The sequence below is a fragment of the Kitasatospora sp. NPDC032150 genome (assembly GCF_055579945.1).
Genome location: NZ_JBVIMH010000002.1, coordinates 392,131 through 405,592 on the forward strand (window position 1 = coordinate 392,131; position 13,462 = coordinate 405,592).

At 72.3% G+C, this 13,462-nt stretch carries 12 protein-coding genes; 11 read left to right on the forward strand and 1 reads right to left on the reverse strand.

The features are described from left to right. The first annotated feature begins 143 nt into the window (after positions 1–143). The 9 genes from mltG (ACZ5ON_RS04130) to ACZ5ON_RS04170 all read left to right on the forward strand — a co-directional run bounded on the left by mltG (ACZ5ON_RS04130) (position 144) and on the right by ACZ5ON_RS04170 (position 9,993). On the forward strand, positions 144–1,325 hold the full coding sequence (gene mltG / locus ACZ5ON_RS04130; RefSeq protein WP_465585164.1) for an endolytic transglycosylase MltG: 1,182 nt from the start codon (positions 144–146) through the stop codon (positions 1,323–1,325). Positions 1,326–1,485: 160 nt separating this feature from the next. After that, positions 1,486–3,387 (forward strand): endolytic transglycosylase MltG, encoded by a 1,902-nt coding sequence (gene mltG, locus ACZ5ON_RS04135; protein WP_465585167.1) that lies wholly within the window; start codon positions 1,486–1,488, stop codon positions 3,385–3,387. A gap of 431 nt (positions 3,388–3,818) precedes the next feature. Beyond that, positions 3,819–4,646: a shikimate dehydrogenase gene (locus tag ACZ5ON_RS04140; RefSeq protein ID WP_465585170.1), complete on the forward strand. Its 828-nt coding sequence runs from the start codon at positions 3,819–3,821 to the stop codon at positions 4,644–4,646. A gap of 226 nt (positions 4,647–4,872) precedes the next feature. Then, the gene (aroC, locus tag ACZ5ON_RS04145; protein WP_465585174.1) at positions 4,873–6,057 is read left to right on the forward strand and encodes a chorismate synthase; all 1,185 of its coding nucleotides are present in this window, start codon (positions 4,873–4,875) and stop codon (positions 6,055–6,057) included. After that, positions 6,054–6,569 (forward strand): shikimate kinase, encoded by a 516-nt coding sequence (locus tag ACZ5ON_RS04150; protein ID WP_465585177.1) that lies wholly within the window; start codon positions 6,054–6,056, stop codon positions 6,567–6,569. Before aroC ends, ACZ5ON_RS04150 begins: the two co-directional genes overlap by 4 nt. Beyond that, a complete protein-coding gene (aroB, locus tag ACZ5ON_RS04155) occupies positions 6,566–7,654 on the forward strand; it encodes a 3-dehydroquinate synthase (RefSeq protein ID WP_465585179.1) in 1,089 nt (362 codons plus the stop codon). Before ACZ5ON_RS04150 ends, aroB begins: the two co-directional genes overlap by 4 nt. After that, on the forward strand, positions 7,651–8,091 hold the full coding sequence (gene aroQ, locus ACZ5ON_RS04160; protein ID WP_344637196.1) for a type II 3-dehydroquinate dehydratase: 441 nt from the start codon (positions 7,651–7,653) through the stop codon (positions 8,089–8,091). The genes aroB and aroQ overlap by 4 nt, the downstream gene beginning before the upstream one ends. A 173-nt stretch (positions 8,092–8,264) precedes the next feature. Continuing rightward, complete coding sequence (locus ACZ5ON_RS04165; RefSeq protein WP_465585182.1) at positions 8,265–9,074, forward strand: AAA family ATPase; 810 nt, start codon at positions 8,265–8,267, stop codon at positions 9,072–9,074. Positions 9,075–9,183: 109 nt separating this feature from the next. After that, complete coding sequence (locus tag ACZ5ON_RS04170; protein WP_465585184.1) at positions 9,184–9,993, forward strand: Fpg/Nei family DNA glycosylase; 810 nt, start codon at positions 9,184–9,186, stop codon at positions 9,991–9,993. A 70-nt stretch (positions 9,994–10,063) separates the two neighbouring features. On the opposite strand, the gene ACZ5ON_RS04175 is transcribed toward ACZ5ON_RS04170, so the two are convergent. Next, positions 10,064–10,498, reverse strand: coding sequence for a MarR family winged helix-turn-helix transcriptional regulator (locus ACZ5ON_RS04175; protein ID WP_465585187.1), 435 nt, complete (start codon positions 10,496–10,498; stop codon positions 10,064–10,066). A 101-nt stretch (positions 10,499–10,599) separates the two neighbouring features. Here ACZ5ON_RS04175 and ACZ5ON_RS04180 point away from each other — a divergent pair, with 101 nt between their 5' ends. After that, positions 10,600–11,532 carry a quinone oxidoreductase family protein gene (locus ACZ5ON_RS04180; RefSeq protein WP_465585190.1) on the forward strand — a complete coding sequence of 311 codons (933 nt, stop codon included), beginning with the start codon at positions 10,600–10,602 and terminating at the stop codon, positions 11,530–11,532. Between the two features lie 154 nt (positions 11,533–11,686). Next, positions 11,687–13,363: a peptide-N4-asparagine amidase gene (locus tag ACZ5ON_RS04185; RefSeq protein WP_465585194.1), complete on the forward strand. Its 1,677-nt coding sequence runs from the start codon at positions 11,687–11,689 to the stop codon at positions 13,361–13,363. The last annotated feature ends 99 nt before the right edge of the window (positions 13,364–13,462 follow it).

Below are 13,462 nucleotides of genomic sequence, written 5' to 3' on the forward strand. Positions count from 1 at the left end.
AAAAAAGGGGGGAGCAGCCACCTCCCGGGAGGGTGCGGAGGCCCGGGGAACGGACTGTTTTGTTCTCTTTCCCTTTGGGACCCCAGTGCGGACCCCCCCCCCCGGGCCCCCTCGTGGTGTCGTCCATCGACCAGGAAGCCGCCATGACCGACCCGTACACCACCCCCGGTCTGACCCCCGGACACCTCGGCGCCCCCGTGACCGAGCCGGAGGGCCTGCCACCGGGCGAGTCGTACGGGTACCGGCCGCGCGACCCCCGGCGGCCGCGCACCGCCGCGGCCTGCTGCCTGAGCATCCTGGCGCTGCTAGCGGTGGCGGGCGTGGTGGTGGTCGCCGGGCTGCTGCTCTGGCCGAAGGGGCAGCCCAAGGCGGCCGACTACGTGGGGAACGGCACGGGGACGGTGTCGGTGTCGGTGCCCAAGGGCGCCAGTCTCACCCAGATCGGTGAGAGTCTTGTGAAAGCCGATGTGGTGGCCAGTGTCGAAGCCTTCACGGATGTGGTGGCCAACAGCCCGGCCGAGACCCGGATCCAGCCCGGCACGTACGCGCTGAAACGGAAGATGTCCGCGGCCGCCGCGCTGGGTGTGCTGCTCGACCCGGCCAACGCCAACGCGCTCACCATCCCCGAGGGCTGGCGGGCCACCCAGGTCTACGCCGCGATCGACCAGAGGCTGAAGCTGGTGCCCGGCACCACCCAGAAGACCGCCCAGCAGCAGCTCGGGAACCTGGAACTGCCGCAGTTCACCGACGGGAGGATCGAGGGCTTCCTGTTCCCCGCCACCTACCCCGTCACCGACGGCACCACCGCGACCGACCTGCTCAAGCAGATGGTGGAGCGGAGCCTGCGGGTGTACCAGGAGGAGAACGTAGAGGCGGCGGCGACGGTCAACCACCAGTCCCCGTACCAGCTGGTGACCGTCGCCAGTCTGCTGGAGGGCGAGGCGGACAACCCCGTGGACATGGCGAAGGTCGCCAGGGTCATCCACAACCGCCTGGCGAAGAACATGCCGCTGCAGCTCGACTCGACCATCAACTACGCGCTGGGCCGCTCCACGATCACCACGACCGGTGCCGACACCAGGCTGGAATCCCCGTTCAACACCTATCTGCACGCCGGTCTGCCGCCCACCCCGATCGCCAACCCCGGGCAGGACGCACTGCGTGCGGCCGCCCACCCGGCGGACGGCGACTGGCTCTACTTCGTGACCGTGAGACCCGGTGACACCCGCTTCACCGACAGCCTTGACCAGCAGCAGAAGAACGTCGCCGACTTCAACGCCTACCAGGCCGGGAGAAGTTCCTCGCCGAGCGCCGCCGGTCACTGACCCCGCCTCGCCCTGGATGGACGGTTTGCTGCGGTACGGTAACGTCTTCCCCCGGGCGTTGCGCTAGCACGCCGGTTCGAGGAGTCACCGGGACCAACTCCCGGGCGACCGGCCAGTGGGCGCGGTCGGCTCTGTCCTGTCGGTTGGCATAAGGGGTTCGATGACTGATCTGGGCGGGGGCTACCAGCCCCAGGGCGCGCAGCCGTGGCACCCAGGCGACCCTGGATACGGCGGCCAGGAGCAGCAGCAGATGCCGCAGCAGCACCAGCAGACCGGGGCCTGGCAGCAGGTACCCCAGCAGCAGGGCCAGCAGTTCGACCAGGCCCAGTTCGTCCAGCAGGGCCAGCAGTTCGACCAGGCCCAGTTCGTCCAGCAGGGCTTCCCGCAGCAGCAGGGCTGGCAGCAGGACCAGTACGGGCAGCAGGTCCCGCAACCGCAGCAGCTCCAGCAGCAGCTCAACGGCCAGCAGCAGATGCCGCAACAGGCGCAGCAACAGGGCCAGTTCACGCAGGGCGGCGGGCAGTACGACCAGTTCGGCTATCCGCAGCAGCAGATGCCGCAGCAGATGGCCCAGCAGGTCCAGCAGCAGGCGGTGCCGCAGCAGTTCATGCCGCAGGGGCAGCCCGGGCAGTCGGGGCAGATGGGGCAGGCCGGGCAACTCGGGCAGCCGGGGCAGCAGTTCCCGCAGCAGCAGATGCCGCAGACGGGACTGCCCGTCCGCCAGCCGCAGCCGCGGGCTCCCCAGGCTCCGCGTGTACCGCAGCCCGCGGGCCCGGGGCCGGACGGTATCGACTGGGAGGCGGAGGCCGCCGCGCTCGAGGCCCCGGCGGCCGAGCCGGCCGTCGAGGAGTGGGCCGACGAGGAGCACCACGACGGGCACCCCGAGGACGCCGACCACTTGGTCGAGGAGGACCGTCCGTCCCTCTTCGGCGGTGACGAGGAGCCGGAGACCCGGGAGTCCGAGCGCAAGCGCAAGGAGAAGGGCAAGAAGGAGGGCCGCCGCAACCGCAGTGCCTGCCTGATCGTCGCGGTCTGCCTGCTCGGTGCCACCGCAGGTGCGGGCTGGTGGGGTTACGGCTTCTACCAGGCGCACTTCGGTCCGCCTCCGGACTACACCGGCGACGGCAGCGGCTCGGTGAACGTGGAGATCAAGACCGGCGACTCCGGCCAGGCGATGGGCCAGGCGCTCAAGGACGCCGACGTGGTCAAGAGCATCGGGGCGTTCGTCGACGCGGTCGGCAAGAACCCCAAGGGCTCCTCGATCCAGCCCGGCACCTACACCCTCGCCCACCAGATGTCGGCCGCGGCCGCGGTGGCCAAGATGGTCGATTCCAACGGCGGCAACGCGCTCACCATCCCCGAGGGCAAGAAGGCCGTCGACATCTACGCGAAGATCGACGCCAAGCTGAAGCTCCCCAACGGCACCACGGGGGGCGTCGCCAAGGACAAGGTCAACGAGCTCGGCCTGCCCGACTACGCCCACGGCAACATCGAGGGCTTCCTGTACCCGACCAAGTACTCGGTCACCGACGGCATGAAGCCCGAGGACCTGCTCAAGCAGATGGTCTCGACGGCCGTCGACCACTTCAAGCAGCTCAACCTGGACGCCGGAGCGCAGCAGGCCGGTGTGAAGGACGGCTACCAGGTGCTCATCGAGGCCAGCATCGTGCAGGCGGAGGGTAACAACTCGGCGGACTTCGGCAAGATGGCCCGGGTCGTCGCCAACCGTCTGAAGAGCAACACCTACCTGGGTATGGACACCACGCTCCAGTACCAGCTCGGCCGGACGGAGATGTCGGACAAGGAGATCAACAACAAGTCGCTGGCGTACAACACCTACGTCAACCACGGCCTGCCGCCAGGTCCGATCAGCAACCCGGGCGACGACGCCATCAAGGCGGCGCTCAACCCGACCCCGGGCGACTGGGCGTACTGGATCGCGATGTCGCCGACCGAGACCCGCTTCGCGAGCACCTTCGACGAGCACAAGAAGAACGTCCAGGAGTACTGCACGGCCCGTGGCAAGGGCTTCGACCCCGTGCGCGGCATGTGCAAGAGCTGACACCGACGGCTCCGAGGGCAAGGCCGGTACCCGCGGGGCGCTGACGCCGTACCCGCCGACCCGACATGACGGCCGGCGGTACGGCGACTCGCCGGTGGCCACGCGGCGTGGAGTCGGTCGTGTTCAAGAAGCCCGCGGCGGGGCTCGGCCGCGGGCCCTCGACAGCCGCTCCCCGGTTGCCGGTGGCGAGCCGACGGCCGAGGCTGCCGCCGTCGGCCGCCGGCGTGCGGATCAATGGGTCGTCGCGGCCGCGACGGCCGACCGGGCGAAGCGTGACATAGTTGCTCCCTGCGAGGTTGCCACTACGGGCGCGGCGGAAGTGCCGCCCGGAGCCTGGCATCCCTCTCCACCTGCTTTCTTTACGTAGACCTGGGGATTGTCCGGTTCTCCGTTCGGAGTTGGCCGGATCAGGCACGGAATGGGGAACCCACGTGACGACCTACCACCGGGCCGCCGTGCTCGGTTCGCCGATCGAGCATTCGCTGTCGCCGGTGCTGCACCGGGCGGGGTATGCGGCGCTGGGGCTGGAGGACTGGCGGTACGACCGGTTCGAGGTGGGTGAGGACGGGCTGGCTGCCTTCGTCGGGGAGCTGGGGCCGGAGTGGGCCGGGCTGTCGCTGACCATGCCGTTGAAGCGGGCGGTCATCCCGCTGCTGGACGAGGTGAGCGCGACGGCGCTGTCGGTGGACGCGGTGAACACCGTGGTGTTCCACCCGGACGGGCGGCGGAGCGGGGACAACACCGATGTGCCGGGCCTGGTGAACGCACTGCGCGAGCGCGGGATCGAGCGGGTGGAGAGCGCCGCCGTGCTCGGCGCGGGCGCCACCGCGTCCTCCGCGCTGGCGGCGCTCGCCCAGGTGTGCGACGGCGAGGTGACCGTCTACGTGCGCAGCGCGGAGCGGGCTGCGGAGATGCGCTCGCTCGGCGAGCGGCTCGGGCTGAGCGTCAAGGCCGCCGCGTGGGAGCACGGGGCGCAGGCGCTGGCGGCGCCGCTGACCGTCTCCACCACCCCGGCCGGGGCGAGTGACCTGTTCGCCGGGGCGATCCCCGAGCGGCCGGGTGCCCTGTTCGACGTGCTGTACCACCCCTGGCCGACCAGGCTGGTCGCGGCCTGCGCGGAGCGGGGGGCGACGGTGCTGGGCGGGCTGGACCTGCTGGTGCACCAGGCGGTGCTCCAGTTCGAGCGGTTCACCGGGGTCGCCGAGGGGCCGCTGGCCGCGATGCGCGCGGCGGGCGAGGCGGCACTGGCCGGGAGCTGAGCGGAGCAGCGGAGCGGCGGAGCAGCGGGTCCGCGGGCGGTCGGGGCACCTGACACCGGGGCCGGTGTGTCCAGGAATGAGTCCGCTTCGCGGACTGCTTCCCAGCGGGCGGTGCCGACGTGAAAGGATCAGTCTGTAGGGCGGGCCGGGTGCGGTCCGCCGGATGGAACGCCCGGCCGGGCCGTGGCCGCGAACTGCGGACCGGGCCGCTGACGAAGGAGGTCCGTTGGGTACGTTGCGCTGGCTGACGGCGGGGGAGTCGCACGGCCCCGCACTGGTCGCGACGCTGGAGGGCCTGCCGGCCGGTGTGCCGGTGACCACCGGGATGGTGGCCGACGCGTTGGCCCGTCGGCGGCTCGGCTATGGCCGGGGGGCCCGGATGAAGTTCGAGCAGGACGAGGTCACCTTCCTCGGCGGCGTCCGGCACGGGCTGACCATGGGCAGCCCGGTTGCGGTCATGGTGGGCAACACCGAGTGGCCCAAGTGGGAGCAGGTGATGTCGGCCGACCCGGTCGACCCCGAGGTGCTGGCGGGTCTGGCCCGCAACGAGGCGCTCACCCGTCCCCGTCCGGGCCACGCCGACCTGGCCGGGATGCAGAAGTACTCGATCGATGAGGCCCGCCCGATCCTGGAGCGCGCCTCCGCCCGGGAGACGGCCGCCCGGGTCGCGCTCGGCACCGTCGCCCGCTCCTACCTCAAGGAGACCTGCGGCATCGAGATCGTCTCGCACGTGGTCGAGCTGGCCTCGGCCAAGGCCCCGGCCGGGGTGCTGCCGAAGCCCTCCGACGAGGCGAGGCTGGACGCCGACCCGGTGCGCTGCCTGGACCCGGAGGCCTCCGCCGCGATGGTCGCCGAGATCGACCAGGCGCACAAGGACGGCGACACCCTGGGCGGTGTGGTCGAGGTGCTGGCGTACGGCGTGCCGGTGGGGCTCGGCTCGCACGTGCACTGGGACCGCCGGCTGGACGCCCGGCTGGCGGCCGCGCTGATGGGCATCCAGGCGATCAAGGGTGTCGAGGTCGGCGACGGTTTCGAGCTGGCCCGGATCCCCGGTTCCGAGGCGCACGACGAGATCGTCCCGACCCCCGAGGGCGTCCGGCGCACCTCCGGCCGCTCCGGTGGTACCGAGGGCGGTCTGTCCACCGGCGAGCTGCTGCGCGTGCGCGCCGCGATGAAGCCGATCGCCACCGTCCCCCGTGCGTTGCGGACCCTGGACGTCCGTACCGGCGAGCCGGCCAAGGCGCACCACCAGCGTTCGGACGTCTGCGCCGTCCCGGCCGCCGGGATCGTCGCGGAGGCGATGGTCGCGCTGGTGCTCGCCGACGCGGTGAACGAGAAGTTCGGCGGGGACAACGTCACCGAGACCCGCCGCAACGTGCAGAGCTACCTCGACCACCTGATCGTCCGATGACCGGTCCGGTAGTCGTGCTGGTCGGCCCGCCCGGGTCCGGCAAGAGCACGGTCGGCCGCCTGCTCGCCGAGCGGCTCGGTGTCGCCTTCCGCGACACCGACGCCGACATCGAGCAGCTGGCGGGCAAGCCGATCCCGGAGATCTTCGTCGACGAGGGCGAGCCGCACTTCCGCGAGCTGGAGGTGCGGGCCGTCCGCGCGGCGGCCGAGACCCACGACGGTGTGCTCGCCCTCGGTGGCGGCGCCGTCATGGCCGAGTCCACCCGTGAGCTGCTGGCGCCGCTGCCGGTGGTCCTCCTGGAGGTCGCCCTCGGTGACGCCGTGAAGCGGGTCGGCCTGGACGCGCCGCGCCCGCTGCTCGCCGTCAACCCGCGCGCCCGCTGGCGCGAGCTGATGGAGGCCCGCCGTCCGCTGTACCTGGAGGTGGCCACCGCCGTGGTGGACACCGAGGGGCGCACGCCGGAGCAGGTCGCCGACGCCGTACTCGAAGCACTGGAGCTGAAGAACCCATGACGGACACCGTCACCATCCACGTCGGTGGCAGCGCCGGCCACGACCCGTACGACGTGCTGATCGGCCGCCAACTGCTCGGCGAGCTCGGCGGGTTGATCGGCAGCAAGGCGAAGCGGGTGGCGGTCATCCACCCGGAGGCGCTGACCGCGACCGCCGACGTGATCCGCGAGGACCTGCTCGGCGAGGGCTACGAGGCGATCGTCCTCCAAGTGCCGAACGCCGAGGACGCCAAGAGCGCCGAGGTCGCCGCGTACTGCTGGTCGGTGCTCGGCCAGACCGGGTTCACCCGCAGCGACGTGATCGTCGGGCTGGGCGGCGGCGCCACCACCGACCTGGCGGGCTTCGTCGCGGCCACCTGGCTGCGCGGGGTGCGCTGGATCTCCATGCCCACCACGCTGCTCGGCATGGTGGACGCGGCGGTCGGCGGCAAGACCGGCATCAACATCGCCGAGGGCAAGAACATGGTCGGGGCCTTCCACCCGCCCATCGGTGTGCTGGCCGACCTGGCGACCCTGGAGACCGTCCCCAAGCACGACTACGTCTCCGGCCTGGCCGAGGTGATCAAGGCCGGCTTCATCGCGGACCCGGTCATCCTGGACCTGATCGAGGCCGACCCCGAGGGCGCCACCACCCCGACCGGGCCGCACACCCTGGAGCTGATCCGGCGGGCCATCCAGGTCAAGGCCGACGTCGTCTCCGGCGACCTCAAGGAGGCCGGCCGCAGGGAGATCCTCAACTACGGCCACACGCTGGGCCACGCCATCGAGCGCAATGAGCGCTACAAGTGGCGGCACGGTGCGGCGATCTCCATCGGCATGGTCTTCGCCGCCGAACTCGGCCGCCTGGCCGGGCGGTTGGACGACGCCACGGCCGACCGCCACCGCACGGTGCTGGCCTCCGTCGGGCTGCCGCTGACCTACCGCGCGGACGCCTGGCCGAAGCTGCTGGACGCCATGAGGATCGACAAGAAGTCGCGCGGTGACCTGCTGCGCTTCGTCGTCCTGGACGGCCTCGGCAAGACCTCCATCCTGGAGGGTCCTGACCCGTCCCTGCTGGTCGCCGCCTACACGGAGGTGTCGCGATGACCCGCGTCATCGTGCTCAACGGCCCCAACCTCGGCCGCCTCGGCAGCCGGGAGCCGGACGTGTACGGCGCGACCTCGTACTCCGGGCTGGTCGAGCGCTGCACGGCGCTCGGCAAGGAGTTCGGCTTCGAGGTCGAGGTGCGGGAGACCAACTCCGAGCAGGTGATGGTCGAATGGCTGCACCAGGCCGCGGACGAGGGCACGCCCGTGGTGATCAACCCCGGTGCGTTCACGCACTATTCGTACGCGATGCGCGACGCCGCCGCCCAGCGGACCGCACCGATGATCGAGGTGCACATCTCCAACCCGTACGCGCGCGAGGAGTTCCGGCACACCTCGGTGATCGCCGCGGTCGCCTCCGGCACCATCGCGGGCTTCGGCCTGGGCTCGTACGAGCTGGCGCTGCGCGCCATCGCCGAGCAGCTCACCACCCGCTGACACCTGGTCAACGGTGGCCCACCGGCCGCTGATCCGCGGCTGACCTGCGGTTGATCAGCAGCTCACCGGCCCGGCGGCGGACTGTGCCCGCCGCCGGGCCGACGTGTAGTGTCGCCGCTTGGGAGGTGTCAGTGACGCAGTACGCAGGGGGAGGACAGGTACCGCCGCGACCGGTGGCACCGCCGAGCGTCCGCCCGGAGGGGCCGACGGGCGGTCATCGGTCGTACCCGCAGGCCGGAGCTCCGCAGCAGCCTTCCGCGTACCCGCAGCCCTACCTGCCGCCGCACCCGCAGCCGCAGCCCGCGGCACAGCCGTACACCTCGCGGTCGACGGTGCCGCTGACCGTGGTGCCGCCGGGCGGGGCGACCGGGCACTTCACGCTGCCGCACGGCGCCCCCGTGCAGCTTCCCCCGCCACCGCCGCTGCACGCCGCCACCGGGCCGATCGCCGTGCTGCTGATCGGGCCCGCCGGTGCGGGCAAGACCACCGTGGCCCGGCAGTGGGCGGAGCGCCGGCCGACCCCGACCGCACACATCAGCCTGGACGACGTGCGGGAGTGGGTGCAGTCCGGCTTCGCCAACCCGCAGTCCGGCTGGAACAACGCCTCCGAGGCCCAGTACCGGCTGGCCCGCCGCACCTGCGGCTTCGCCTGCCGCAACTACCTGGCCAACGGCATCTCCTGCATCATCGACGACGCCGTCTTCCCGGACCGGCCGGCCATCGGCCTGGGCGGCTGGCGGCGGCACATCGGGCCGGGGATGATCCCGGTCGTACTGCTGCCCGGACTGGACTCGGTGCTGGCGCGCAACGCCCGGCGCAGCGGCAACCGGCGGCTGAGCGACGACGAGGTGGCCCGGATCCACGGTCGGATGGCCGGCTGGTACAACTCCGGCCTGCCGATCATCGACAACTCCCAGCTCGACGTCAGCGAGACGGCGGCCGCACTGGACCGGGTGATCGTCAACCACCTCAACCCGCGCTGACCGGCCGCTTCCGGGGCCGGCCGTTCCGTTGCCGGCGGGGCACTCCCGCTGTCGGTGGGGGCTGCGATGATTGGAAGGTCGTAACGGAGCTATCGGGGGAGCCGCGCCCGTGCCGGAAGGCCACATCATCCACCGCCTCGCCATCGAGAACACCAGGGTCTTCGGGCGGCGTCCGGCCCGGGTGTCCAGCCCGCAGGGCCGGTTCGCCGACGGTGCGAAGCTGATCGACGGGCAGGTCCTGACGGAGGCGGAGGCGCACGGGAAGCACCTGTTCCTCGGCTTCGAGGAGGGCGCCTGGCTACACATCCACCTCGGTCTGTACGGCGGTTTCAGCTTCGGCACCGGCCCGGCCCCCGACCCCGTCGGCCTGGTCAGGCTGCGGATGGAGAACGACGACGCGTACGCGGACCTGCGCGGCCCCAACACCTGCGAGCTGCGCACCCCTGCCGAGAAGGCGGCCGTCCACCGGCGGCTCGGCCCCGATCCGCTGCGCCCGGACGCCGATCCGGACGCCGCCTGGCGGCGGATCTCCGGCAGCGGTACGACGATAGCCGCGCTGCTGATGGACCAGAAGGTGCTGGCCGGGGTCGGCAACGTCTACCGCGCCGAGGTGCTGTTCCGGCTCGGGATCGCCCCGCACCGGCCCGGGCGCGAGCTGTCGCGCGCCGAGTGGGACGCGATCTGGGCGGATCTGGTCGCCCTGATGCGGGAGGGCGTCGGCGCGGGCCGGATCGACACCGTCCGGCCGGAGCACACGCCCGAGGCGATGGGGCGCCCGCCCCGGGTGGACGACCACGGCGGGGAGGTCTACGTCTACCGCCGGGCCGCGATGCCCTGCCTGGTCTGCGGCACCGAGGTGCGCACCGAGACGCACGTCGCGCGCAACCTCTTCTGGTGCCCCACCTGCCAGCAGCGCTAGCCCGGCAGGGGCCGGGCCTCCGGCGCGCGCTGGTCCCGCGTGCCCCCGAAGGCCCGCCCCGCAGGGCTTCTCAGCGGTCGCTGATGACGCGCCGGAGCAGGGCGCCCAGCTGCTCACGCTCGGCCGGGCCGAGCGGGGCGACGAGTTCGGCGTTGGCCTGCTCGCCGAAGGCCTCCGTGCGGCGCAGCAGTTCGCGTCCGGCGGTGGAGAGGGTGATCAGGTTCCGCCGGGCGTCCTTCGGGTCCCGGGTGCGGGTGACGAGTTCGCGGGCCTGCAGTTCGTTGAGGACGGTGACCACGTCCTTGGGGTCGATCTTCACCGTCCGCGCCAACTCGGCCTGGGCGACCGGCTCGTACTCGGCGACCGCACACAGCACGGCGTGGTGCGGCAGCCGCAGCTCGGCCTCGGCGAGGTGCTCGGCCACCAGGCGGTGACCGAGGGCGGCGGCGCGGCCGAGCAGCCAGCTCGGCAGGGTCTGCAGGCGGCTGAGTGCGGGGTCGTTCATGTCAGGAATCCTATCGCCAAAACGTTGGACATCCCCATGGATTTACCCCTATCGTTGGTCTCGCCAATGAAGCGTTGGTGTCCCCAATGAAAGGTGTGTCCATGCGCAAGGTCAACATGCACGGTTACGACGGCCCCTCGGCGCTCCGCCCGGGCGAGGCGCCCGAGCCGGTGGCCGGCCCCGGTGAGCTGCTGCTCCGCGCCGAGGCGGCCGGTCTCACCCTGCCGGTCCTCAAGGTGCTGAACGGCTTCGGCGAAGTCCCGCTGCCGCACTGCCCGGGCGGTGACGTGGTCGGCAGGGTGGTGGCCGTCGGCGAGGGGGTTGCGGAGTACCGGGTGGGCGACCGGGTCGGCGGGCTGGCCTTCCAGGACGTGTACGCCGAGCTGGTCACGGTCCAGCCGGCCCTGGTCACGCCGGTTCCCGAGGAGATCGGCGCGGCCGACGCCCTCGCGGTCGTCCGCAGCGGCCTGGTCGCGCTCGCCGCGCTGCGCGCCGGACGGCTGGAGCGGGGCGAGTCGGTGCTGATCACCGCCGCCGCGGGCGGGGTCGGCCACCTCGCCGTCCAGCTGGCCCGGGCGCTCGGCGCGGGGCGAGTGGTCGCGGCGGTCGGTTCGGCGGCGAAGGCGGACTTCGTCCGCTCGCTGGGCGCCGACGAGGTGATCCGCTACCAGGACGCCGACTGGGGTGCGCCGGTCGACCTGGTGGTCGAGAGCGTCGGCGGCGAGGTGCTCCGGCGGGCGGCCGAGGCCCTGGTGCCGTTCGGCCGGCTGGTCGTCAACAGCGGTGCGGGCGGCACGCTGGACGCGGGCGCACTGCTGCGCGGCATGCACACCGCCGTCGGACTGTCGATGCGTGAACTCTCCCGGCTGCGGCCCGAGTTGATCGATGGCTACCGCAAGGAGCTGTGGACACTGCTCGCGGACGGGGCGCTGCGTCCGGTCTCGGTGTCCTTCCCGCTGGAGCGGGCGGCTGAGGCAGCCCGGGCGCTGGCCGATCGGGCCAACCTGGGCAAGGTGCTGCTGGACCTGTCCTGATGCCCGCCGCGCCCTCCGCCGGGGGCCGGGCGGGACCCCACGGGCCCTTGACAGGTCCAACTCATCGCCTAAAGGATGCCCGATGGCCCGCTCGCGGTGACGGGCCGTCAGCATCCGTCGGCGGCCCCGGCGGTGAGAATCGAGGTCGACGGCATTGCCAGCGCACTCCGCACTCCGAGTACCCCGCCGAGCCGCCCGGCTGCTGCTCGCCGCGCTGTTCGCCCTGATCGGCATCCTGACGGCCGGCGTTCCGGCCCACGCCGACTTCGGCACCGACTACCACGACCCGTTCACCGTCACCCGGCCGCTGAAGCGGCCCTCCACCAAGTCCTGCGCGGTCGAGGTGATGCACGACCGGCAGTTCCGCAACGGGTACGGCAACCCGCCGGACACCCCGTACGTCGGACAGCTCGCCCCGCCCGCCGACTGCGCGGGCCCCTGGTCGAAGGTGGTGCTCGACCTGCACGGGCAGGTCGCCGGGCGGCAGTTCGACCGGCTCTTCACCGTCCGGGTCGGCGGTGTCGAGGTGATGATGTCCTCCACCCCCGAGCCCTCCCAGGACGGCATCGAGTGGCGGGTCGAGCACGATCTCACCCGCTACGCACCGCTGCTGACCACCTCGCAGCCCTTCGAGTTCGACCTGGCCAACGTCACCGACTCCACCTACACCGGGGTCTTCACCCTCTCGGCCACCGTCACCTACTACACCGCGAACGCCGCCTGGCCGGCCCCCGAGCAGGCCGACCGGCTGCTCACCACCGGCGGTTTCAACCTCACCCAGGCCGCGCCGACTGCTGCCGGGGACCTGGTCTTCCCGGCCAACCTGGAGCGCCTGACCGCCGAGGTGTACGCCAGGGGCGGCGGCGCCTGCGAGGAGTTCGCGTACGCCGCCGCGCCGGACGACTTCGTGGCCAGGAACCCGGGTCCCGGCTACTGCGGCAAGGGACCGTTCCGTGAGCTGCGGCTCGCGGTGGACGGCCGGGTCGCCGGGACGGTCTGGCCGTACCCGGTGATCTACACCGGCGGCTGGGAGCCGCTGCTCTGGCGGCCGATCCCGGGCATCTTCGCCTTCGACCTGCCCGCCTACCAGGTGGACCTCACCCCGTACGTCGGCCTGCTGCTGGACGGCCGCCCGCACTCGGTCTCGATCACGGTGAACCAGGCCGAGAAGCAGAGCAACGACGCGTGGACCGGCCAGGTCAACCTGTTCGCCACGGTGGACCACGGCAGCACCCGTACCAGCGGCGCGCTGACCGACTACCGGGTCGCCCCCGGGGCCGCCGTCGTCACCTCGCTGGACGACCAGGGCGGCGGCAGCGGCGCCTGGCAGGTCACCGCGACCCGCCACGACCTCGCCCGGGGCTGGGTGCAGACCTCGCACGGCCGGGTCACCACCGAGGTCCGCGACGACCTGAGCTTCCGGTCCGGGCAGCGGCTGGCCGACCAGGGCAACCACCTGGTGCTGCACAACAACGCCGACCTGACCCGGACCACGTCCAGCTGGGGTGGCGGCCCGCACCGGGTCCGCACCGTGCACGAGGCCGAGCCGCTGGACGCGACCTACCGCAGCACCTCGGACTCCGCCGGGAACTCCGACCAGCGCGCCGCCATGCAACTCGGCTACCACCGGGTCGACACCACGGCCACCGGCGCCCACGTCACCTCGCGTGCGAGCGTCGACCACACCCTGAGCCCGAGCGCCCACCGGCACAGCGGCGACTCGACCGTCCGGACCGCCGAATCCACCGAGAGCTACCGGGCGAGCGGCCCCGACGGCCCGTACGAGCGCACCGTCACCACCCGCGACGGCTGGCCGGTGAACGGCGGCTGAGCGGCCGCCACCCGGCACCGAGCGGCGGCCCCGGAAGACCTGCGACGGTCGACCGGGGCCGCCGGGCCGGTCGGGGTCGCCGCCGCCGAGCCTGCCGGG